17 protein-coding genes are annotated in these 23,967 nt (G+C 40.2%); 14 read left to right on the forward strand and 3 right to left on the reverse strand.

The features are described 5' to 3' along the window. Positions 1-39: 39 nt before the first annotated feature. Positions 40-1,788 (reverse strand): S-layer homology domain-containing protein, encoded by a 1,749-nt coding sequence (locus tag E7K77_RS07355; protein WP_316689724.1) that lies wholly within the window; start codon positions 1,786-1,788, stop codon positions 40-42. 523 nt (positions 1,789-2,311) lie between these two features. Between E7K77_RS07355 and E7K77_RS07360 the strand changes: the two genes are divergently transcribed. The 6 genes from E7K77_RS07360 to E7K77_RS07385 all read left to right on the forward strand — a co-directional run bounded on the left by E7K77_RS07360 (position 2,312) and on the right by E7K77_RS07385 (position 10,168). Continuing rightward, entirely contained in the window at positions 2,312-3,049 is a 738-nt protein-coding gene (locus tag E7K77_RS07360; RefSeq protein WP_325306150.1) for a (Fe-S)-binding protein, read from the forward strand. 12 nt (positions 3,050-3,061) lie between these two features. Beyond that, complete coding sequence (locus E7K77_RS07365; protein WP_004694882.1) at positions 3,062-4,507, forward strand: LutB/LldF family L-lactate oxidation iron-sulfur protein; 1,446 nt, start codon at positions 3,062-3,064, stop codon at positions 4,505-4,507. Beyond that, positions 4,507-5,235: a LutC/YkgG family protein gene (locus E7K77_RS07370; RefSeq protein WP_325306149.1), complete on the forward strand. Its 729-nt coding sequence runs from the start codon at positions 4,507-4,509 to the stop codon at positions 5,233-5,235. The genes E7K77_RS07365 and E7K77_RS07370 overlap by 1 nt, the downstream gene beginning before the upstream one ends. A gap of 176 nt (positions 5,236-5,411) precedes the next feature. Further along, entirely contained in the window at positions 5,412-6,803 is a 1,392-nt protein-coding gene (locus tag E7K77_RS07375; protein WP_008602231.1) for a cation:dicarboxylate symporter family transporter, read from the forward strand. Between the two features lie 249 nt (positions 6,804-7,052). Beyond that, the gene (locus E7K77_RS07380) at positions 7,053-8,606 is read left to right on the forward strand and encodes a nitrite/sulfite reductase (RefSeq protein WP_325306147.1); all 1,554 of its coding nucleotides are present in this window, start codon (positions 7,053-7,055) and stop codon (positions 8,604-8,606) included. Positions 8,607-9,352: 746 nt separating this feature from the next. Further along, positions 9,353-10,168, forward strand: a complete 816-nt coding sequence (locus E7K77_RS07385) for a nitroreductase family protein (RefSeq protein WP_004694890.1) — start codon at positions 9,353-9,355, stop codon at positions 10,166-10,168. A 72-nt stretch (positions 10,169-10,240) separates the two neighbouring features. Here E7K77_RS07385 and E7K77_RS07390 read toward each other — a convergent pair whose 3' ends face one another. Beyond that, positions 10,241-11,059, reverse strand: coding sequence for a MetQ/NlpA family ABC transporter substrate-binding protein (locus E7K77_RS07390; protein WP_004694891.1), 819 nt, complete (start codon positions 11,057-11,059; stop codon positions 10,241-10,243). A gap of 261 nt (positions 11,060-11,320) precedes the next feature. On the opposite strand from E7K77_RS07390, the gene E7K77_RS07395 reads away from it, so the two are divergent. The 3 genes from E7K77_RS07395 (at position 11,321) to E7K77_RS07405 (ending at position 13,584) form a co-directional block, all read left to right on the forward strand. Then, the gene (locus tag E7K77_RS07395) at positions 11,321-12,487 is read left to right on the forward strand and encodes an iron-containing alcohol dehydrogenase (RefSeq protein WP_004694893.1); all 1,167 of its coding nucleotides are present in this window, start codon (positions 11,321-11,323) and stop codon (positions 12,485-12,487) included. Positions 12,488-12,587: 100 nt separating this feature from the next. Further along, complete coding sequence (locus E7K77_RS07400) at positions 12,588-13,253, forward strand: AzlC family ABC transporter permease (protein ID WP_008714808.1); 666 nt, start codon at positions 12,588-12,590, stop codon at positions 13,251-13,253. Further along, on the forward strand, positions 13,246-13,584 hold the full coding sequence (locus E7K77_RS07405; protein WP_038125671.1) for a branched-chain amino acid transporter permease: 339 nt from the start codon (positions 13,246-13,248) through the stop codon (positions 13,582-13,584). Before E7K77_RS07400 ends, E7K77_RS07405 begins: the two co-directional genes overlap by 8 nt. 55 nt (positions 13,585-13,639) lie before the next feature. Here E7K77_RS07405 and E7K77_RS07410 read toward each other — a convergent pair whose 3' ends face one another. Beyond that, entirely contained in the window at positions 13,640-14,491 is an 852-nt protein-coding gene (locus E7K77_RS07410) for an aldo/keto reductase (RefSeq protein ID WP_050756201.1), read from the reverse strand. Positions 14,492-14,602: 111 nt separating this feature from the next. Between E7K77_RS07410 and E7K77_RS07415 the strand changes: the two genes are divergently transcribed. The 5 genes from E7K77_RS07415 to gltB all read left to right on the forward strand — a co-directional run bounded on the left by E7K77_RS07415 (position 14,603) and on the right by gltB (position 23,921). Then, on the forward strand, positions 14,603-15,718 hold the full coding sequence (locus E7K77_RS07415) for an efflux RND transporter periplasmic adaptor subunit (RefSeq protein WP_325306145.1): 1,116 nt from the start codon (positions 14,603-14,605) through the stop codon (positions 15,716-15,718). Positions 15,719-15,819: 101 nt separating this feature from the next. Continuing rightward, positions 15,820-16,755: a DUF2156 domain-containing protein gene (locus E7K77_RS07420; RefSeq protein WP_316062400.1), complete on the forward strand. Its 936-nt coding sequence runs from the start codon at positions 15,820-15,822 to the stop codon at positions 16,753-16,755. A gap of 205 nt (positions 16,756-16,960) precedes the next feature. After that, complete coding sequence (locus E7K77_RS07425) at positions 16,961-18,154, forward strand: GNAT family N-acetyltransferase (RefSeq protein ID WP_325306144.1); 1,194 nt, start codon at positions 16,961-16,963, stop codon at positions 18,152-18,154. 1 nt (position 18,155) lies between these two features. Beyond that, positions 18,156-19,022 carry an RluA family pseudouridine synthase gene (locus E7K77_RS07430; RefSeq protein ID WP_316061261.1) on the forward strand — a complete coding sequence of 289 codons (867 nt, stop codon included), beginning with the start codon at positions 18,156-18,158 and terminating at the stop codon, positions 19,020-19,022. Positions 19,023-19,340: 318 nt separating this feature from the next. Then, positions 19,341-23,921 (forward strand): glutamate synthase large subunit, encoded by a 4,581-nt coding sequence (gene gltB, locus E7K77_RS07435; protein ID WP_325306143.1) that lies wholly within the window; start codon positions 19,341-19,343, stop codon positions 23,919-23,921. The last annotated feature ends 46 nt before the right edge of the window (positions 23,922-23,967 follow it).

Raw genomic sequence — 23,967 nt, forward strand, 5'->3', positions numbered from 1 at the left:
CGAGTATACGCTGCCTTGGCTGGTTAAGTGTAACGCCGATTAGCGTTTTACTGTCATTTTTACTTTGGAACCGAATAATTTAGAGATTCCTTGTTGTGTTTCTTTAGATGCTGTAGATACAACTGCGTAAAGTTGGTTATTTTCTACATCAGGGAATGTAGCTAGAATTGTACCTGCTTTTTCATTTTTGTTGTAGTAGTTGCGGAAGTTTGTATCGATTGCATCGTATTCAGCTTGGCTGTATTGGGAGGATTCAACTACAACATAGTTATTTACAGTAGAATCACCACGGTTTGCAAGGTTGGCTTTTACTGTGGAAATATCGCTGTCTGTTTTCAAAGCTACGTGTAATTGATTGTCACGCCAGTACATTACGCCATAATTTTGGAATGCATCTTCTGTTTTATAAGTTTTATTTAATTCAGAAAATACTTTGTCTTCTAATGCAGCTTGTTGTTTTTGATCAAGTGCTTTTAGTGTGCTACGACGAACAGGGCGAACTGTGTGAGTAGGTTCAGCTTTTTCAGCTACTGCAGCATCTTTATTGCCTTTTACGTCTTTTTCAACTTTTTTTGCATCAGCTTTGGCTACTTTATCTGCCTTTTCTGCCTCTTTTTTCATGTCTTTATCAGTTTTGGACATATCTTTTTTTGCATCTTTATTTACTTTGGAGGCCTCTTTTTCGATTGCTGTATCAGCTTTCTTTATATCTTCTTTTACAGTTGTTTCAGCTTTAGCTTCAGTTGTACTGTGTTTCGGTGTTGCAAGGCCAGCACCATTAAGCATGCGGTTCAAGATTGTTGCCGCTTGTGCTCTTGTTACAGGTTGTTTAGGGTTAAAGTTTTCTGTTGCCCCAGATGCTACGATGCCACGTTGAGCCATGTATTGGATATCTGCCAAGTAAGCAGAGGAGATGCTAGCTTCGTCTTTAAATGTTACTTTTTCTGCTTTTACAGGTGTAGAAAGATTTAATTTTTTAGCTAGGCTAGCGGCGGATGCAACGAATTGTTCGCGGTCCATAGTTTTGCTAGGTGTGAAAGCTGTTTTAGATGTGCCTTCCATTACGCCTGCAGCACTAACTAATTTGATAGCAGAGCTAGACCAACGATCTGCTTCCACGTCAGAGTAGGAGGTAGAGGATTCTTTTGTTGCAATCTCCGCTAATTCTTGTTCGTTTAAGTTGTGTTGTAGCACTTTGCCATAAATAGCAGCTGCTTGCTCACGAGTAATTTGTGCACTAGGTTTGAATGTATTATCAGCATAACCAGAAAGGTAACCGGCTTGTGTCATTGCTTGGATAGCATCGCGAGCCCAGTTATCTTTTGTGTCGGGGTATATACCAGCAGGTAAGTTTTCTTTAGCTTTTACAGCTTTTTTACCTTCTACCTTTACAGCATCTTCTTTTACATCATTTTTTACAGAAGTATCAATGCGTTTAACGTCATTTTTTACAGAAGTGTTAACGCGTTTAGCATCGTTTTTTACGGATGTATCAGTGCGTTTAGCAGCGTTTTTAGCAGATGCATCAGCATGTTTTGCATCACGTTTTACAACTGTGCTACCATGTTTAGCATCATTTTTTACGGATGTATCAATACGTTTAGTATCGTTTTTAACAGATGTATCAACACGGTGTTCATCCGCTTTAGCAGAAACTTCAGCTCTAGTAGCCACATTAGATACTTCGGATTTTATATGAGTCGCAGTTGTTTCAGCGTGAGCCATGCTGAATGTAGAGCCAAGGGCCAATGTAATTGCTAAAGACAAAGATAATTTATTTAGTTTCATGAAAAGGGCTCCTTTCAAACTATACTTATATAAAATAAATTATAACACTTTTTAAATTTATACACTACTATAAGAAAATGTAATCTATAAGGATAAAACTTACATGAATTTGAAAATTTGAGTACGATTATATAAATATAGAATGAAATATAGATAAAAGTTGATTTTCTAGTAGTTAAAAATGCAAAATGATAAACATTCGCAAAATCTAGATTTTATGGGGCTTTTACAAGAAAAAATGATAAATGAAATAATAGATGTGATAAAATTCAATGTTTGTTATTACAAAAAGTCATAACGATATAAGAAATAAAAGGGTACATACGAATATAGCAATTCTTTGGACAATATCTACATGATTAATTTATAATTATAGCGATGAGCTTTTGAATATTTATTTGAAAGCATAAGTAATGTTCAGGGCAGAAATTTAGTCGAAAAATTCACTACTAAAAATTGCCATAACACATACATATCAAAATTTTTTATTAGGTTAAGTACTAGAAAAGACGAGGAAGATAATATGAAAATTCATCTTTTCCAACAGTGTTTGATTGACATGTTCTACCCTCATGTAGGTATGGCTGGTGTAGAAGTACTTGAAAGATTAGGTTGTGAGCTTGTAGTACCTAAGAAACAAGTATGTTGTGGACAAATGTTCACTAACTCCGGTTACAATGACGCGGCTATGGATGCAATTAAGAATACAATCGAATGCTTTGAGAACGCTGAATATGTAGTCAGCATGTCCGGTTCTTGCGCTTTTGCAATCCGTGATGAATATCATCATTTCTTAAAAGATCAACCAGAGTGGTTGGCGCGCGCAGAAAAATTGAGTGGTAAAATTTACGAATTCACTCAATTTATTACTGACGTATTAGGTGTTGAAGATGTAGGGGCTCGTTTCAACGAATCCGTTACATACCATACATCTTGCCACGTAACTCGTTTGATGGGCATTAAAGAGCCTCCTTTCAAACTCCTTAAAAACGTTAAAGATATCAACTTGATTGAATTACCACGTGCAGATCGTTGCTGCGGCTTCGGCGGGACTTTCTCAGTTAAAAACCCTGAAATCAGTGAAGTTATGACACGCGAAAAAGCATTGGAAATTGCTGGCACAGGTGCCAACGTTATCTCCGGTTCTGACCAAGCGTGCTTAATGAATATCGCTGGTATGCTTGATCGTCTTCATAAAGAAGGCGAAATTGATCGCCGTATCAAAGTTATGCATATTGCTGAAATCTTAAACTACCGTTAAGGAGGAGACGACATGGCACTTATATATGACAATCGCCCCTATAAAACACGTATAAAAGAATGTTTGGCTGACGATTTCAAAGTTGCAGCTATTAAAAAAGCACAAGACGTGTTTTATGATAAACGTAATACAGTAGTTGCGGATGTTCCTGAATGGTTAGATTTCCGCGCTGAAGCGGCTAAAATTCGCGATCACGTACTTAACAACTTGGATTACTATGTAAGTCAATTTGCTGACAACGCTGAAAAAGCTGGTTCTAAAGTCCACTTTGCGTTCGATGACAAAGAAGCTACTCAAATTGCATTAGATATCCTTCGCCAACGCGAAGCAAAAATGATCGTTAAATCCAAAACTATCTTAACTGAAGAAATTGGTTTGAACGAAGTTTTGGAAGAAGCTGGTATTGAAGTTAACGAAACTGACTTGGCTGAATTTATTTTGCAAACTGCAGTAAGTCCTCCATCTCACATCGTAGTACCAGGTCTTCACTTTGAACGTAACAAAATCCGTGAAATTTTTGCTGAAAAATTAGGTTATACAGGAACTGAAAATCCTACGGAAATGACTCACTTTGTACGTGGTTATGTACGTGAGCGTTTCTTAAAAGCTGATGTAGGTGTTAACGGTTGTAACTTTGCAGTTGCTGAATCTGGTACATGTACAATCGTTTCCAACGAAGGTAACGGCCGTATGGCTAGCTCTATTCCTAAGACTCAATTAATTTTCTTAGGTACAGAACGTATTGTCCCTGATTTTAAAGCTCTTGACGTTATGATGGAAATGTTGAACCGTTCTGCAGTAGGTTCTAAGATTTCTAACTACTTCTCCATGATGACTGGTCCTGCGCGTCCTGGTGAAGCTGATGGTCCTGAAGAAACTCATATCATCATTATTGATAACGGCCGTTCGGGCATCTTGGGTGGTACATTCCAAGAAATGCTACGTTGTATCCGTTGTGGCGCATGCATGAATATTTGTCCTGTATACCGTCACGTTTCTGGTCATGGATATGGTTCTGTATATCCAGGTCCAATGGGTGCTGTATTGACTCCATTATTCAAAGGTTACGATGTAGCCGGCGATCTTCCATATGCTTCTACATTATGCGGTGCATGTACAGAGAACTGTCCAGTAGCTATTCCATTGCATGAATTGTTGATGGAGCACCGTCATATCATGGCTGATATTGAAAAGACTCGTCCAAAAGCAGAAGAAGCTATCTTCACAGCAGCTGCTAAGATGTTCGGTAATGCAACATTATTTGATCTTGGCACAAAAGCTGGTGCTATCGGTATGAACTTAATTAGTAATAAAGAGGGTAACATGCCTGAATGGACTCAAGCTATTCCAGTTATGAATGGCTGGACTAAATCTAAAGAATTGGGTTCCTTGAAATTCAAGAAATTCCGTGATTTGTATGCTGAACATGAAAAGAACAAGAAGAAGGAGAAAAAATAATGGATGTAGCTAAACGTAATCAATTTATTGCACGTTTATCTCGTGCATTAGGCCGTGATCAAGAAATGTGCCCTGCTTTTGTAGAAGGCTTTGATTATAGCCATGGTCCTCAAGAAACTATGTTCCAAGATTTGAATCGCGATCAAATTTTGACAATGTTTAAGGAACAATGTCAACGTGTTGGTACAAAATTCATTGAAACTACACCTGACAAACTAGGTGAAACAATTTTGGCAGCTATCGAAGACTGGGGAAACGGTAAAATTGTATTCCCAAGCTCTCCTGAAGTAGAAGAATATAAATTAAAAGAATTGTTCGAACAAGATGCAGCTAATAATGGCGGCACTCGTACATACTTCCAATGGGATCCAGCTAAAGGTCGTGAAGAATGTGTTTCTAATACTGCTAATGCTGATATTGGTATTACATTCCCATACTGCGGTATTGCGGAAACTGCTACTGTAGTACAAGCTTCTGGTGAGGATTCTGGCCGTGCGATTAGTTTGTTGCCTACAACACATATTGCTGTGTTATATACTGACACAATTAATCCTCGCATGACACAAACAATGGAACATTTGGCTGAACGGTATCATAACGATCCAGCTAAGTTCCCTACAAATATCTGCTTGATTTCTGGTCCGTCCCGTACGGCGGATATCGAATTGGTAATTGTAGATGGTGCTCATGGTCCTATCCAAGTAACCTATATCTTAGTTAATAGATAATATAATAGCTAGATTTACTAAAGGCGATTTTCTTTTAGAAAATCGCCTTTTTGGTGCATATATTACAGAATACATTAAATGTTATCAAAAATTAAATATTGTACTTGTATTTTTTTCGATATATGCTATACTAAGTTCATAACCTATTATTGTGATATGAATTAAAGAGGTGTATTATGAATATTCCATTCTTTACAGATTACCTCATGTTAAGCAATCCACTAAGTATTGGTATTATCGCGGTGTTCGTGCTCGTGTTAATAGGTATTTATGTATTGCAACGCAAGGGCACATCCTTCGGTAATCTTGTTATTATTGGTACTATTGCTGGTGCCGTACTTGGTATAGCGGTCCAAATTATTGCAGGTTTCCCTGATGATCCATCCAAAGTGGTTTACATCAAGGAAAGTACAAAGTGGTTCTCTCTCGTAGGGGGAGGTTTCATCGACTTAATCCGCATGCTTGTTATTCCTATCGTTTTTATCTCTATTGTTCACGTTATTTTGCACATGGAGGCAGGTGCTAACCTCAAAAAGTTAGTAGTTGCTATGATTTCTACGAATCTCGGCATGGTAGCCGTTGCTGCTATAGTCGGTCTAATTTTGGGGAATGCCTTCGGTTTAGGTCAAGGTTTTGATATTGTTGAATCTGGTAAGAAGATTCGTGAAATCAAACCTATGGTTGATACATTCCGAGCACTAATCCCAAGCAATCCAATTCAAGCGGCTGCTGAAACAAATGTTATCGGCATTGTTGTATTTGCAATTATCTTGGGTAGCGTAGCTCGTCTATTAAAACAAACAGGGACAAACTCTATGGAGGTGTTCACAAAACTATTTGATGAACTTCACCAATTGATTTCCTGGGTAGCTGATTTCATAATTGGTCTTATGCCATATGGTGTAGTTGCTTTGTTAGCTTCTACATTGGCAACACGCGGTGTACAAGCTATTCTTGATATGGGCTTGTTCGTAGTATTGCTTTACGTTGGTCTTTTGATTATGTTTGTTGTACAAGCAATCTTGATTACTAGCTTTGGCTACAATCCGATTACATACTTCAAGAAAGCGAAAGCACCACTCTTATTGGCCTTCACTTCTCGTTCTTCGATGGGGGTATTGCCATTAACTGTAGAGACCTTGACAAAACGTCTTGGTGTAAATGCTACAACTGCTAATACAGTAGCTTCCTTCGGTACTACTGCGGGCATGCAAGGTTGTGCGGGCGTGTTCCCAGCACTTGTTGTGGTGTACATCTCTAATGTAGCCAATATTCCATTCGATATGACTATGTACATCATGAGTGTTATCGTTATTGCTATTGGTTCTGTTGGTATCGCAGGCGTGCCAGGTACGGCTACAATGGCGGCATCTGTATCCCTTAGTGGTACAGGCCTTGGAGCGTACTTCACCTCCATTAGCCCAATTCTAGCTATCGATCCATTGATTGACATGGGACGTACATGTTTGAACGTATCTGGGTCCTTAACAAATGCTTTGGTAGTAGACAAAATTATGGGAACCATTGATAAGGATGCATACAATAATCCTAACGAAGGTCGAGTATAAAAACTAGCAACACTTAATCATATAATTATTATAAAAAGGGGCTGTAGCTGAATGTGGTAAAACCACATTTGGTTACAGCTTCTTTTGCCTTTTTAAAAGTGATAATTATTACAGATTGTAAACTATATTATTAATAATCGATATTGAAATTGTGAGCTTAGCTACTAACATACTTATGCATATATGGTATACTAAGCGTTATAAAGTTACGAATTATGCTTAATAAATATAAGCCAAGAGGGTAATAGTATGATTACACAAGAATTGAAAGATCGATTAATTGCAGATTATCCAAAGTTTGAGGATATGACACATAAGTTCTATAAGAAAGAACTATCTATTGCAGATTATAAAGGGCAGTCTGGTACCTATGGTAGTTACGCTGAGCGCGGTGCAAATACTGGTATGAGCCGTTGGCGTTTCAATGGTGGCCGCATGACGCGCGAGCACATGCAGTTTTTAGCGGACTCCATTCGTAAATATAACCTACAACATGTACATTTCACTACCGGCCAATGCTTACAAATGCACGGCCTCGATGGTGATACAATATTAAAGCTCTATAAGGAATGTTATGATCACGGTATTTACAACCGTGGTGCTGGTGGTGATAATCCCAATGTAGTAGCTAGTATTTTACGCGGCATTGATCCTCGTGAAACGTTAGATATTACGCCATATGCAACAGCAATTAGCGAATTTCTTATGGAGCAAATGTTCTATATCAAGATCCCTCGCAAATTTAAAATGGGTATAGATAATGGTTTTGATAGTACCCCACATTCTACGTTCAAGGACCTAGGTTTTAACTTAACAAAACACAATACTTTTGATGTGTATGCTTGTGGTGGTATTGGTCCTAATCCTCGCATTGGTATTCCGGTGGCACATGATGTAGCGCCTGAGGATGTTTTGTACCATGTGAAAGCTATGCTTATGGTTTTTGCTAACCATGGTAACTTCAAAAACCGCGGTAAGGCTCGTACCCGTTATATGCCTGCTGAAATGGGTGGGGCGGAAGCTTTCATCAAGATCTATGAAGAAACTCTAGCTATGGTAAAAGAAGTAGAACACCTAACTATTAATCCAGCTGATTATGCTTATGAAATTACAAAAACTGGTAAGCGTGATGATTCTGTGGAAAATTATCGTATTCACCGTCAAAAACAAGAAGGTTTATATTACGTAGAATACCATCCAGCAGGTGGTGATGCGAACGTAGAACACTTGTTGGCTGCCCTTGACTATGCAGTGACACTTGACCAAGTAGAAGCACGTATTGCGCCAGACCAAGCATTGTTCTTCATTAATCTTACAGCTGATGAAGCACGCAAAATTGCGGAAATAACTGATGATAGTGCCGAAAATGATTTCCGCCGTTCCGTATCTTGTGTTGGTTCTACTATATGTCAGATTGGTATGCAAGACTCTAACGGTCTGTTAAAAGATATCTTCGCACACCTTGAAAAAAAGGGTGTAGACACAAGAAAACTACCTCGTTTACATATATCCGGCTGTCCACATTCTTGTGGTACACACCAAATCGGTGAAATTGGATTCCATGGTGCTGTAAAATTAGTAGATAAAAAACCTATGGTAGCATTCATCCTTGTAGATGGTGGATCAGAACACATGGGTTCTGAAAACTTCGGTAAAATGGCTGGCAATATTGTAGCTACAAAAATTCCAGAATTTTTGGAATCTTTGGCAAATATTCTAAACGAATCTCCAGAACCAGACTTTGGGACATGGAGAATGACACACAAAGCGCAATACATGGAACTTATAAAAGCATTTGAGTAAATGTGGTTTCCGCTTGTCATGGGGCCCTAGCATATAAGTAGTTTCTACGTCGATTGCTATGGGGCCCCGTTTCATTGCGACAACTTAATTAAAAATAAAACTGGGTACCTCTTTGCTCCGTCCTTCGTAAAGTCGCTGCAGGGGTATCCAGTTTCATTTTTATAACACCTGATGTAAATTAGTCCCATAGCAAAGCGACTTACCCTACTAATATACAGAGCGGCCCCATGACAAGCTACATTCGATATTTACTCAATATGCTTTTATAATTAGAGGAGCGGAGAGGCGAGAGCGGTTAAGTAGTTTTGACTGAATTTGCATCAAGACAAGCCAGTAGATTAGCCTCTGGCTAGTCCTTCCCATACGGTGGGCATGGCGCCACTACTATAAAGTTTATTATAATGTGTAAAATGATAGTGTTTTCTATGATTTATTTCAAGGTGTAATTGTAATGACTCTATATAAGTATTAGCTAGATTATTTACGCTTTTGGATGGGGCATCTTTATAAATACAGTGATAAAAAAGTAAGAATACGCTTGTGCAACGACTTTGCGAAGAACGGAGCAAGCAAGCGTATTCTTACTTTTTTTACCAAGTTGTATTAATGAAACGGGGCCCCATCCAAAAGGCAAATATAGGAACAGGGATTAGCTCCATTACAATTAGAATAATTGTTTAAAACTAGATATGACTTGATTTTGTATGTTATAATAGGCTTTATAGTAGTATTTGGAGGATATTCAGATGTTATTTACCGTCAATACAGAAGTCTGTACACGATGCGGCCTTTGCGTTGCTGACTGTCCGACCGGATTGCTGGTGATGTCCGATGCTGGACCTGTAACTGGCAGGGGAGGTTGTATCTCCTGTGGGCATTGTATTTCCGTATGCCCAACGCTTGCTCTTGATAGCGATATGACACCGCGTAAGGAGCAAATCGATATTACAAAGGAACCTAAGTTAACGCCTGAGCAAGCTGAGCTATTCATGCGTAGTCGTCGCTCTATTCGTAACTATCAAAATAGACCAGTCCCTGTAGAGCTCATTCGCAAAGTGCTAAACGTTGCAAGAATGGCGCCAACAGCGACTAACACACAAGGTATTTCGTATATAGTAATCCGAGATAAACAAACGTTGCGCCGTATTGCTGATCTTGTTCTAGAGTGGATGCATCTGGCTGCAAAAACAGTACCGATTATGCGTCTCTATGCTCGTGCTGCTCAAGCAGAGGTAGATAAAGGCAAGGAGTATATCTTGCGCGATGCGCCGGCTCTCGTAGTGGCAATTGGCTCTAAAAAAGATATTCATCGTACCCATGATAGTGGTCACTCTTGCTTGTCTTATGCTGAGCTATATGCGCCGACTTTAGGCCTTGGTACTTGTTGGGCTGGTTTCTTTGAACATGCTGGAGAAGCTGAATACCAACCATTATTAGATGAATTAGGTGTACCTGATGATAAAATTGTAGCTGGTGGCATTCTTATGGGATATCCTAAAGTACGATATCGCAATATTGTAGAGCGTCAACCATTAGATGTTACATTTGATACAGAAGAGTAAAAAAGAGATGCCCCAATGATTGTAATCATTGGGGCATCTCTTTTTAGTTATATAGTGACGATATAAACTTTATTAGTTGGCAGTTGTAATAGTGCCTTTGAATGTTTCGTCGATGTATTGTTTAATAGCATCAGATTTGTAAATATCTGCAATTTTTTTGTATGTTTCGTTGTCTTTGTCTTCACTACGAACTGCAAGTACGATAACTGTTAGTGGTTCATCTTTAGATTCGAAGAAGAAACCTTGTTTTTCTACACTAAGACCAGCACTTTGCACATAGTTCATTGGAATAACTGCAATTGTTACATCATCTAGACTACGAGGTAATTGAGCTGCTTCTAGTTCTTGAATCTTTATATTCTTCGGGTTAGATGTGATATCTGCAACTGTTGCTTTGAAGCCGACACCATCTTTTAACGTAATTAATCCAGCTTTAGCTAATAATGCTAATGCACGACCACCATTAGTAGGGTCATTTGGGATAGAAACAGTAGCGCCTTCAGGTACATCTTGTACGCTGTGTACGCTATTACTATATAAGCCCATACGCACCAAAATTGTTTTACCGATTGCTACTAAGTTGGAACCATTTTGTTTGTTAAAGTTTTCCATAAATGGTACATGTTGATAAGCATTCAGTTGAATATCGCCATCTGCAAGGGCTTTATCAGGTGTTACATAGTCTGAGAATTCAACTACTTTAAGATCGATTCCTTGTTTTTTAGCTTCTTTTGCTACAGCTTCAGCTACTTGTGCATGAGGACCAGATGTAGCACCTATTTTGATTTCTTTTTGTGTTTGTGTTGATTGATTTGATGTACTACCACAACCAGCGATAGCAAATGCAAGAGCACCGATAAGTAATGGTGCTAACAATGTTTTTAATTTCATATAATCATCCCTTTCAAGTCTTATAATGGTTATATCCTATCATGGATGAAGGGGATTTGTATATGATAAAAGCATATCAGTTAGCTATAGATTAAAACTATGGTGAAATTCTAGCTCATTTATAATACAATTCAATATAATATATTGATTAATGTGTTATATTGAATGTGTGATCGCTAGGTAGTAAATTTATATTTTAAATATTTTTGTATAATTCTAATATGGATTCATATATCTATATGTCGGATTAATGGAGGATGTATGTATAATTTTGATTTTTATAACCCTACACATATCGTATTTGGTAAAGACCGTTTAGATGAATTAGATACATTGGTACCAAAGGATGCAAAGGTGCTCATTACTTATGGTGGTGGCTCCGCTGTGCACAGTGGTCTTATTGATCGCATTGTGAAAGCTCTTGGTAACCGCAAGGTTGAGCAGTTTGGTGGTATTGAGCCAAACCCATCTCTTGAAACTTGTGAACGTGCGGTAGCTTTCATTAAAGAACATGGCGTAGATTTCGTTCTCGCTGTAGGCGGCGGTTCTGTAGTAGATGCTACAAAACTTATCGTTATGGGTGCTACCTATGATGGTCCCGTTATTGAGGTAATGAAAGTTGGTGTGCCAGAGGTTCCGGTAGACATGGTACCAAATCCATTACCATTTGGCACAGTTATGACACTACCTGCAACTGGTTCCGAAATGAACAATGGTGCAGTTATTACTTATGGTGACGGTAAATACCCTGTATTCAGTAGCTTAGTATTCCCTAAGTTCTCCATGCTTGATCCAACATTGACTTTCACCTTGCCTGAAAGACAAGTTAAGAATGGCGTTATCGATACCTTTGTGCATACCACAGAGCAGTATTTAACATACCCTGTAGAAGGTCGTATTCAAGATCGTTTCAGCGAAGGTATTTTAAAAACTATGATTGAAATCGGCAAAGAAACAGTAGAAAATCCAGAAAACTACGATATTCGTGCTAACCACGTGTGGGCCTCTACATTGGCATTAAATGGTTTAATTGGTGCCGGCGTGCCACAAGACTGGGCAACTCATCTGATTGGCCATGAGTTAACTGCGGCGTACCATCTTGACCATGGTATTACATTGGCTATCGTATTACCTGCATTGTTAGAAGTGAAAAAAGCAGACAAACTTGAAAAATTGGCACAATATGCTACACGGGTATGGCATATTACAGAAGGTACAAACGAAGAAAAAGCGGACAAGGCCATCGCTAAAACTCGTGAATTCTTCGAGTCCCTTGGCGTATCTACGCATTTGAAAGACTATGGTCTTGGTGAAGAAGCAGTTGATAAAATTGTGAAACAATTAGAGGACCATGGCATGACACAACTTGGTGAAAATGGTGATGTAACACCAGAAGTAGCTCGCGAGATTTTAATGCGTGCCTTATAATTAAGGGGATTAACAGTGTAAACTTGTATGATATGGAAAGGAGGCGCTCCCTATAAATAAAATAAAAAATAGAAGTGCATTTTCTTTTGCACTTCCTATTATGATTCCCATGGGGCTTAGTTTCCTCTTTCTTGGAGTAGGCTTTGGTTTGTATGCTACCAGTCAAGGGTTTCCTTGGTGGACCGCTCCTGTTTTAGCTAGTACCATATTTGCAGGCTCCATGGAGTTCGTAACTATTGGGCTGTTAATGGCAGGCTTTGATCCAGTGAATACTTTTATGTTGACCTTGTTTGTCAATGGGCGTCATTTCTTCTATGGTCTATCTGCACTACAGCGATATGTGCATATGGGATGGAAGTGGTTTCCTACAGTTGCGTGGATGTGTGATGAAAGTTTTGCAATTAATGTATCTACGAAGTTACCCGATGATGTAGATGAAAAATGGTTCTACTTCCATGTATCGTGGCTTAATTATATCTTCTGGGTTGTGAGTACTCTTGTAGGGGGATTGTTCGGCGATTTATTAGCATCTGTAGATTTGCGAGGTATTGGTTTTGTATTACCTGGCTTATTTATTGTTATATTCCTTGAAATGTTATTTAATGCTAAAAGTAATAATATTCGAGGCTTAGGTGCTGTTGGAGCCGTTGTAGCCCTAGCAATGCTTCTATTAACGGGAAAATCCTTATTTATGCTTGCTTCTATGGGGTGTATGCTCGTAGTATGTTATATAGCGTATAAGTGGGGAGGTGTACGCCTTGACTAGTTTAGAAATGGTCATTACTGTTGCTATTGTAGTAGCAGGTACATTGCTCACACGATTTGCGGCTTTTCTCATTTTCCCTCCCGGTAAAAAGGCGCCAGACTTTGTATTGTACTTAGGTAAGGCTCTACCTGCAGCGATTATGGGTCTGCTTGTTGTGTACACTTTTAAAGATATTGTAGTTCTAATATATCCTTACGGACTTCCTGAATTAATTGCATTCTTAGTTACAGTGGGGCTTCATATGTGGAAGCGAAATATGTTCATGTCTATTGGGGCAGGAACTGTAGCGTATATGATTCTTGTACAAGCCATATTTAATGTAACAAGATAAAATAAACCACGTATATCTATTCCTATGAAAGGTTAGATATACGTGGTTTTATGTTTTATTTTAGTTGTAAAAGTCTTTCAAGACCTGGTGCAGTATGATGGTCTTCCAAGAAGTCTTGTTGGTCTAATAATTCCATAACGTCCATGTCGATGTTAGTTAATTTGAAATCGAATACATCGAAGTTAGCTTCCATATGGCTCACGTTATTTGCCTTTGGCAATGGAATGATGCCGCGTTGGATGTGCCAACGCAAGATGATTTGATGTTTTGAAACACCGTATTTTTCCGCCAAGCTTTTGATGATTGGATGGTCAAAAATCGGTTGGCGGTCACGGGTAAATGGAGACCATGCCATACCTACAACTTGATGCTTTCTCATCAATTGTAAGAGTGATTGACGTTGGTTGAACGGGTGGCATTCGATTTGGTTGACCACCGGCTTTACATTGCAGTGGTACAGCAAGTCAATGAGGCGGTCTTCGTAAAAGTTAGATAGACCTAACCCACGGAGTACATTTTGATCGTATAATTCTTCCATGGCGCGCCAAGAGCCGTAGTAATCGCCCAAAGGTTGGTGAACGAGCATGATGTCGATATAATTAGTGTCTAAATTTTTTAGAGAGCTTTCAACAGCGCGCATCGTATTATCATAGCCTGCATTAGTGTGCCAGATTTTGGTAGTAATGATGATATCCGTACGTTTAACGCCAGATGCTTTGATGCCTTTGCCTACGGCTTCTTCGTTGCCGTAGTATGCAGCTGTGTCGAGCAATCGATAGCCTACGTTTAATGCATTAGTTACGGCTTGTTCTGTTTCCCCTTCGCTACCTGTTTTATATGTGCCATAACCGATAGAGGGAATAAAACTGCTGTTATTTAATATTCTAAAGTCCATCCGTTCTTCCATGAGAACCTCCGTTATATCCATTAATTAAAGGAATTAGCTTTCATACAATTCTGATTGATTTTATGATATACTAAGGTATTGATAAAAATCAATATGACAGGAAGTGACAGAATGAAATTAAATCGATTCTATTCTGGAGTTGCTATGCTTGGTGTTGTAATGATGGCCTTGGCCATTGCTGGTTGCGGTACAAAAACTGTATCCGTTGCTGATGTAACATACAAGGATATGCCGTTGCAGATTCATAATGATGCCAATGTAACGGCCCTTAATAAGGCGACGATAACGCCGACCTTGACGGGGCAGGTCGTGTATGCCGTGAAAGTAGGCGATCAAGTACAGCAAGGTCAAACTGTGGCAACTGTAGATACATCGGCTTTACAACAACAGCTAGCATCCTTGCAAGGACAATTAGCGCAAGCCCAATCACAATCATATGCCACAGCTGTGACGACTACGACTGCAGCATCTATAGACAGTACTCAACTGGAACAGGCTCAACGCATGCGTGAAGCGGGCATAATCACACAAAAAGAATATGATCGTATTTTGGAACGATCTCAACCACAAACTACAACAGTTACAAGCGGTGGTGGCGGAGGCATCAATACGGCGGCCATTGAGGCACAAATCGCACAAGTATCGGCTCAGATGGCGGCATCTACAATCGTGGCTCCTATAGCAGGCACTGTAACATCTATCTATAATGAAGACCGTCAAATGGCGATTGCAGACCGTCCATTTATGATGATTCAGCAATCTACTCCGATGGTTGCATCCCTCAGCATTCCTCGTGATGCGGCTATGAAATTAGGTACACCTGAAGCGAAGAATGGCATGAAGGTACTTCTCAAGGTAGGGGACCAAGAATTACCAGGTGAATTGACTTACGTAGATATTACTCAACCTGAAAATGTGCCAAGTGTTCTTGTGAAAGCCACTTTCAATAACGAGAAAGGCCTAATCAAGGCTGGTGAATTTTATACACTCGTTATTGAATCTAATGTGAAAGCCAAGATGCTGACCGTTCCAACTAAGGCGGTTCGGGAAAATCAAGATGGGAAATATGTATATGTATTGACTGAGAATAATACAGTTGATGTACGTGTTGTTGAGGTAGGCATCACTGAAGGCGATGACGTAGCCATTATTTCTGGCTTAAACGAAGGTGATAAGGTTATTACGACGGATGGCACCTTTGTATTAGGTGAATCTGTAAAATTGTAATTATGAGACCTAAGATTTTAGTACTAGATTGTTAGGATTATGTTTAAATGTGATGGAATCAAAACTTTCACAGATTGTGAAAGTAACCTCAAAAGAGGAATCTGATAGGAGGGATTATTATTTTAGAATTTAAACGTTTTGAATTGAGAGATAAACCATTAATCGACAAATATTTTGAACAACATCATTACGAAGCATCCGATAATTGCTTTACTACACTGTTTATGTGGCAAGATCCATACGGTATTCGCTGGGCTGAAGAGAATGGCGTATTGTATATCCAAGGTGGTGGCAAGCGTGAGCCATTCCTATTGCCTCCATTTGCTGGTAAAGATGCAAAGTTCCTTGATGGTTTGTTGCGTGCTAAAGAATGGTTCGTAGAAAATAAATTGCCGTTCCGATTTAAAGGCGTTAGCAAAGATGTAAAAGAACGCATGGAAGACCTATGTCCTGGTCGCTATGCATTTACACCTGACCGTGACAATTACGAATATATTTACAAGTCCGAAGATCTTATCAACTTGTCTGGTAAGAAATTCCGTCAAAAGAAAAACCATTTAAACCAATTTCGCATGCAATATTCTAACTATGAATATGTGCCAATTACAGATGATATCATCCCATTATGTCGTGAAACGGCAGCATCTTGGGTAGAAACGCATCATGAAGAAGGTATCGAAGATGAATTGGTAGCCATCAACTTGTTGTTTGATAACTGGGACGTGTTGGGTCTTAAAGGCGGTGCCATTAAATTATTCGGCCGTGTTGAGGCTTTTAGTATCGGTGAACTTCTCAATGACAGAATTGCTTTGATTCACATTGAAAAAGCAAATCCAGATATTCGTGGTTTGTATCAAGCTATCAATAATGAATTCATTCGTCATGAATTTAGCGAAGTAGAATTCATCAACCGTGAAGAAGATATGGGCTTGCCTGGTCTTCGTCAAGCAAAAGAATCTTATAACCCAGATCATTTTGCTGAAAAATATGACGCAGTATATGCTAACGAAGCAGATAATGCGACAGGTGGTAAATAAAATCTGAGCTATGAAGTCGATGTGCTTCATAGCTCATTTTGTTATAATAGAATTGTTAGACTATCTATTTGAATGTAACTATCGTATCATCATGGCGATATGGCCATATGGTGATGTGATGTGCTTAAATTAGATCAGATTAGATATTATACGCTGTGACGCGACAGATAGATAACGGCTCTTATGATATAACGAGGACATAATTATGGAATTTAGAATTGCGACGGCTCAAGATACGTCTCATGTGGAAAATCTATGGGCGTACTGCTTTGAACCAAAGGAAGATCCATTCTTTCAATATTATTTTACAAATTGCTATGAACCAGAGAATACAATGGTCGGGTTAGAACAGGACCAATTGTTGAGCACCGTTCATTTGCGTCAATATAATCTTAATGTACGTGGTGCCGTATTACCTACGAGCTATATGGTAGGCGTTGCAACGCATCCAGCAGCTCGCCGTGGTGGTGTAGGCGGTGCACTGTTAACTGCTGCACTAGAGGAGCTTCGTAAACGCGGTCAAGCTATGACGATTTTGATGCCATCCAAGGCAGCGTTCTATCAGCAATATGGTTGGGAACTTTATGCTCATCAATGGGTGAACACCATGTCGCTAGAAGACTTGCGCCCTATGACAGATAAAACGTTGAGCTTTGGCTTACTAAATAGCGTAGATCAATGGACTTTGTTAGATCCAGTATATAAAACATATACGGCTCGTCTTTCTGGCTACGCAGAACGTGGCGAAAAGGAATGGAAACGTTTGTTAGGCAGCTTCTTTGCAGAAGGTGTAAATGTTGCTGTAGTGCGCAACGATGACCATGTCATTGAAGGCTATGCAGTGTATCGTTTAGGTCAGCCTGAAATTCCTGTTACTGAGCTGGTTTACACGACACGCCGTGCACAACGTGCATTATTAAATTATTTCTATAATCACCGTTCTCAAGGTACGTCTATCCGTTGGAATGAAGGCCTTCACGATACATATTATCGCTTCTATCCTGATGGTAGAACTGGCCACGCTACCATGCCATATATGATGAGTCGTATTGTAGATGTAAAAGCTGCTTTTGAAGCAATTCCTGTCAATCAAGAGACATTGATGATGCCTATAACAATGACCTTTGCTGTAAAAGATGGGCTTTGCAGTTGGAACGAAGGTCGCTATGAAGTACAATATGGCAGTGCATTAACTCCATCCGTTAAAAAGATTTCTGATACGATAGAGGGGGAAACAGATATTACCATTGAGGTCGGTGCGTTGAGCCAGTTATTAATGGGCACTCTTACGGCTCGAGACCTTGTTTTTGAAGGGAAACTTTCAGTAAGTGAAGAATGGTTAGACTATTTCGATATTCTCTATCCTGAACAAAAAACATATATTAACGAATGGTGGTAATATGAGCTGGAAAACGTATACGGTGAAAGAACCGACAGAGTTGACGGTTTCTAAATATGTAAAGGAACGATTTTCCCTATCCTCTCGGGATATCCAAATGGTATTTCGCAAGAAACGGGTAAAAGTTAATAGCCGTGTGGCTCATTCGCAGCGAGCACTTAAAAAGGGTGATGTATTAACCTTGGAGTTACCACAAGATAAGGATTATGGGGTTGATGTAGAAAAGAGACCGATTACAGTTCTCTATGAAGATGCGCATACGTTAGTTGTAAATAAGGATCCCTTTATGCTCGTTCATCCTGCAGGGCAAACGAAGTCTTGTACATTGAGTAACTATGTGGCAGGGTATTATGCGAAGAAAAACGTAGTTCATAAGGTTCGACCTGTGCACCGCCTCGACCGAGATACATCGGGGTGCATTCTCTTTGGTAAAACAAAAGAAGCACAACAATACTATACGGATGAGCTACAAGCAGGTCGTATCGACCGCATTTATACAGGCCTTGTAGAAGGGCGTATTGATGCGGATGGTATGGTAGATGCGCCTATCGGGGTCGATCCAGTATTTGATAATCGCCGCGTTATCGATGAATTTGGGCAGCCTGCTCAAACAGAATATATTGTTCTTAATCATGAGGGAGACAATACTCTGTTACGTTTTAAGTTATTGACTGGTAGAACTCATCAAATTCGCGTACACATGGAACACATTGGTCATCCTATCGTAGGTGATGCTATGTATGGTACGCGCAATAAGCCTTATACACGCCAATGTTTACATGCATCGGAGCTAACCTTCGTGCCGTATGGTAAGGACGAAGCTATCACGATTACTTGTGAAGTAGGGGATAATTTTGGTCGAGAATAATAACCGTTGATTTTTCTGTTCTAAATAATATGCCTATCGCATCTATCGGACGAGATGCTTATTATCCCTGTATCCTTGTATACAAAAAACAATAGTGATAAAAACTCATAGTCTATGCATGAAAAGCATAGACTATGTTTTTTTTATATTTTCAATTCACAGTGGACAGGAGTATACTGTGTATAGACATAAAATTCTATAGAATGTTAAATTGATAATTTTATAGAGAAATAGTTTGTTAGTTATACTTTTACCAAGACCGAACGGAACGATGCCGCAGTGCTTGGAATAATCAAGTGATATGAAGGAGTGCACGTTATGGATATGAAGCAAAGCACAATAGAGCAACAACGTCTAGATCAAGCTAGACTCGAAGCCAATGGCATGTACAGCAGCCAATTTGAAAAGGATGCGTGTGGCATGGGCTTCGTTGTTAATATTAAGGGGAAGAAATCTCATGATATTATCGACGATGGTTTGCGCATTTTGGAGCGCCTTGAACATCGTGGTGGTGCCGGTGCCGATAAGGACACAGGGGATGGTGCCGGTATTTTGGTACAAATTCCGCACGAGTTCTTCAAGCGTGAGTGCGAAGTGCTTGGTATTCAACTGCCTGCAGCTGGCGAATATGGCGTAGGTATGGTCTTTGCTCATAAATATGAAAGTCTCCGTAACGAGCAAAAACGAATTCTCGAAGAGGTCGTACGCGAAGAGGGGCAAGTTGTCCTCGGCTGGCGTGAAGTACCGGTTGATGGTACAAAGGTCGGTAAAGAGGCAGCTGCGATTCGACCTTGGATGATTCAAATCCTTATCGGCAAAGGTCCCGATGTAACTAACAATAAGGAATTTGAACGTAAATTATATATCATCCGTAAACTGGCGGAAAAACGCATCATTCCATTAAGCAAGGAATTATCTAGCGATTTTTATATCGCATCTTTGTCTTCTAAAACAATCGTATATAAAGGTATGTTAACACCTGGTCAATTGCGAGACTTCTACCTTGATTTGAGCGACCTTGACTTTACATCTGCGTTGGCAATGGTGCACTCTCGTTTCAGTACGAATACATTTCCAAGCTGGGCTAGGGCACATCCTAACCGTTTCTTAGTTCATAATGGTGAAATCAACACCATTCGCGGTAATGTAAACTGGATCAACGCTCGTGAAGGTAAAGCGGAATCTCCATTGTTCCCAGATATCAAAAAGGTATTCCCCGTAGTAGATGATAGCGGTTCTGACTCGGCTATGTTTGATAACACATTGGAATTCTTGCACATGACAGGCCGTTCCTTGCCTCATGCGATTATGATGATGATTCCTGAGCCTTGGGAACGCAATAACCTCATGAGCCGAGAAAAACATGATTTCTATGAGTTCAATAGTTTTATGATGGAACCATGGGATGGTCCTGCGGCTATGGGATTTACGGATGGTACAGTTATCGGCGGTGTCCTTGACCGCAACGGTTTACGTCCTGCTCGTTACTATGTGACAACAGATGACCGCGTTATTATGGCTTCCGAGGTTGGCGTTGTAAACGAAAATGCTGAAAATATCCGCGCTAAAGGCCGTTTGGAACCAGGTAAAATGCTTCTCATCGATACAGATGAACAACGCATCATTTCCGATGAAGAAATCAAACATCGCGTTGCTACTGAATTACCGTACAATGAATGGGTAAAAGAACACGTCATTCACTTATCTGAAATTACTCAGGCCGATGAAAGTACCATTCCAAAGGTAGAGGATTTGTTCAAGGAGCAACAAGCCTTTGGGTATACTCAAGAAGACCTTGTGCGCATGATTGTGCCTATGGCAAAAGATGGTAAAGACCCTGTAGGTGCTATGGGTGCCGATGCACCTTTAGCTATCTTGTCCGATAAACCACAATTGCTATATAGCTACTTCAAGCAAATGTTTGCGCAAGTAACAAATCCTCCTATCGACTCTATCCGTGAGGAGATGGTTACATCTACACGGGTTATGCTTGGTAACTCTGGTAATCTAACAGAGCCTAACAAAGCAGGAACCTATGCGCTGTCTATGCGCACACCAATCCTTACGAACCAAGAGTTGGCGTCCATCAAAGCTCTTGATTGTCGTCGCATGAAATCCGTAACCTTGCCAATTCTCTTCGATCCTACTAAGGGTGCTGAAGGCTTGCGCGATGCGCTAAATGATTTATGCGAAAAGGCAGAAGAAGCAGCTCGTACAGATCAAAATGTGTTGATCTTATCCGACCGCGGTGTCGATGAAAATCATACACCAATTCCAGCGTTGTTGGCTGTAGCTGCTGTTCACAATCACTTGATTAACAAAGTGTTGCGTACAGAAATTGGCCTCATCCTTGAATCTGGTGAACCACGCGAAGTTCATCACTTCTGTACATTAATCGGTTATGGTGTAACAGCTATCAACCCATACTTGGCGCTTGAAACAGTTCGCGATTTGCAAGCTCGTAAACGCCTTGGAGATATTACACCAGAAGAAGCAGAAAAGAACTATATTAAAGCCGCTGTAGGTGGCATCATGAAAGTTATGTCCAAAATGGGTATTTCCACAGTTCGTTCCTACCACGGTGCACAGATCTTTGAAGCTTTGGGCTTGAATACTAACTTCATTAATAAGTTCTTTGTAAATACGCCAACACGTATCGGCGGCATTGGTCTTGGCGGTGTAGCACATGAGGCATTAGCTCGTTATGAACGGGCTTTCAAATCCGACGAAACTGTACTCGAACCAGGCGGTTGGTATGGTCCAGTAAAAGATGGGGAAGAGCATCTATTTAACCCTAAGACTATCGACCTGTTACAAGAATCCCTTATCGGAAAGGATTATGCAAAATATAAAGAATACTCCAAAGCGATTCGCAATGATTACCATGTTACATTGCGTTCTTTAATGGAATTGAATTATCCTGTAGGCGGTGGTATTCCTATCGAAGAGGTTGAACCGGAAGAGTCTATCGTAAAACGCTTTAAAGCGGGCGCTATGAGTTACGGTGCCATCAGTAAAGAAGCGCATGAAGCGATCGCTATCGCTATGAATCGTTTAGGCTCTACATCCAACTCTGGTGAAGGCGGCGAAGACGTAGATCGTTTCAAACCATTGCCAAACGGCGACAGCATGAACTCCGAAGTAAAACAGATTGCATCTGGTCGTTTCGGGGTAACAGCGAATTATTTGATCAATGCAAAAGAGTTGCAAATTAAATGTGCTCAAGGCGCAAAACCAGGTGAAGGTGGTCAATTACCAGGCAAAAAGGTATATCCTGAAATTGCAAAAGCTCGTCACTCCACTCCTGGCGTTGAGCTCGTATCTCCACCACCACATCACGATATTTACTCCATCGAAGACTTGGCTGAATTGATTTATGACTTGAAATGCGTCAATAAAGATGCGCGTATTTCTGTTAAACTGACATCTGAAGCAGGCGTTGGCACGATTGCTGCTGGTGTTGCGAAAGCGAAAGCGGATAATATCTTGATTTCCGGATACGATGGTGGTACTGGTGCGGCAGGTCGTACATCTGTTAAACACGCTGGTGTGCCTTGGGAATTAGGTTTGTCTGAAACTCATCAAACCTTGATGCTCAATAGATTGCGTGACCGTGTTCAATTAGAAGTAGACTCTAAATTGATGACTGGTTTCGATGTGGCTGTAGCAGCTATGCTCGGTGCTGAGTTATTCGGCTTTGGCACATTGCCACTCGTTGCGGTAGGCTGTAAAATGGCTCGTGTATGTAATCTTAATACATGCCCTTATGGTGTAGCTACACAAGACGAAAAATTGCGTGCTCGTTTCACAGGTAAGCCTGAATATGTTGAAAACTTGATGATTTTTATCGCACGTGAATTGCGTGAAATCATGGCTCGCCTAGGTATTCGCTCCGTAGCTGAACTCGTTGGGCGTATCGATCTTGTACGTCAAAAATCGCAAGACGATAACTTCAAGTTGTCTCGCGTTGACCTTAAACGTATATTGTTCCGTCCGTACATCGACGTCTCTGTAGGGCATATGCACATGGTTGACCAAGATCACGAGTTAGAACGCACCTTGGATATGTCCAAGCTCTTGCGTATGTGCCGTCCTGCTATTGAGGACCAAAAACCGATTCGCGCTAAATTGGCTATCACTAACATCAATCGTGTTGTAGGTACCTTGGTTGGTTCTGAGGTGACTCGTCGTTATGGTGAAAGCGGTTTGCCAGATAACACAATCAAGTTGAACTTTGAAGGCTCTGCAGGCCAATCCTTTGGTGCTTTCATCCCTAAAGGCATGACCTTAGAACTCGAAGGGGATGCAAATGATTACCTCGGTAAAGGCTTGTCCGGCGGTACTATAACGGTGTACCCACCTAAGAAATCTATCTTTGAAGCGGACGAAAACATCCTAATTGGTAATGTTGCCTTCTATGGTGCAACCTCTGGTACATCCTACATCAACGGTGTAGCTGGTGAACGTTTTGCCGTTCGTAACAGTGGTATCACGGCTGTTGTGGAAGGTGTCGGCGACCATGGTTGTGAATACATGACCGGTGGCGAAGTGCTCGTACTCGGTAAAATCGGCCGTAACTTCGGAGCAGGTATGTCCGGTGGCTATGCGTACATCCTCGATTGCGATGAACGCTATGTAAATCCAGGTCTCGTAGAACTACGTCCTGCCAATAATGATGACCTTAAACGCATTAAAGAACTAGTAGAACAACATGTATTGCATACTAACTCCGCTAAAGGCCGTCACATCCTTGAAAACTGGAATAACTTTGTTAACAGATTCACAAAAGTTGTACCTGTAGCATACGAGGAAATGCAAGCTGCTATTGAACGCTTTAAAGAACAAGGCTTGTCCTTAGAGGAAGCTCAATTAGCTGCATTTAAAGAAAAATATGCATAATATATTTCTTCTTAGTTAATTTTTGTTATATAAGAATACAGTGAAA

Origin of the sequence: Veillonella parvula (genome assembly GCF_032577575.1) — a bacterium.
Classification (GTDB): domain Bacteria; phylum Bacillota; class Negativicutes; order Veillonellales; family Veillonellaceae; genus Veillonella.

Coding starts and splice junctions, on each gene's coding strand:
- E7K77_RS07355 (WP_316689724.1), bottom strand. CDS start 1,788: ATGAAACTAAATAAATTATCTTTGTCTTTAGCAATTACATTGGCCCTT.
- E7K77_RS07360 (WP_325306150.1), top strand. CDS start 2,312: ATGAAAATTCATCTTTTCCAACAGTGTTTGATTGACATGTTCTACCCT.
- E7K77_RS07365 (WP_004694882.1), top strand. CDS start 3,062: ATGGCACTTATATATGACAATCGCCCCTATAAAACACGTATAAAAGAA.
- E7K77_RS07370 (WP_325306149.1), top strand. CDS start 4,507: ATGGATGTAGCTAAACGTAATCAATTTATTGCACGTTTATCTCGTGCA.
- E7K77_RS07375 (WP_008602231.1), top strand. CDS start 5,412: ATGAATATTCCATTCTTTACAGATTACCTCATGTTAAGCAATCCACTA.
- E7K77_RS07380 (WP_325306147.1), top strand. CDS start 7,053: ATGATTACACAAGAATTGAAAGATCGATTAATTGCAGATTATCCAAAG.
- E7K77_RS07385 (WP_004694890.1), top strand. CDS start 9,353: ATGTTATTTACCGTCAATACAGAAGTCTGTACACGATGCGGCCTTTGC.
- E7K77_RS07390 (WP_004694891.1), bottom strand. CDS start 11,059: ATGAAATTAAAAACATTGTTAGCACCATTACTTATCGGTGCTCTTGCA.
- E7K77_RS07395 (WP_004694893.1), top strand. CDS start 11,321: ATGTATAATTTTGATTTTTATAACCCTACACATATCGTATTTGGTAAA.
- E7K77_RS07400 (WP_008714808.1), top strand. CDS start 12,588: ATGATTCCCATGGGGCTTAGTTTCCTCTTTCTTGGAGTAGGCTTTGGT.
- E7K77_RS07410 (WP_050756201.1), bottom strand. CDS start 14,491: ATGGAAGAACGGATGGACTTTAGAATATTAAATAACAGCAGTTTTATT.
- E7K77_RS07415 (WP_325306145.1), top strand. CDS start 14,603: ATGAAATTAAATCGATTCTATTCTGGAGTTGCTATGCTTGGTGTTGTA.
- E7K77_RS07425 (WP_325306144.1), top strand. CDS start 16,961: ATGGAATTTAGAATTGCGACGGCTCAAGATACGTCTCATGTGGAAAAT.
- E7K77_RS07430 (WP_316061261.1), top strand. CDS start 18,156: ATGAGCTGGAAAACGTATACGGTGAAAGAACCGACAGAGTTGACGGTT.
- gltB (WP_325306143.1), top strand. CDS start 19,341: ATGGATATGAAGCAAAGCACAATAGAGCAACAACGTCTAGATCAAGCT.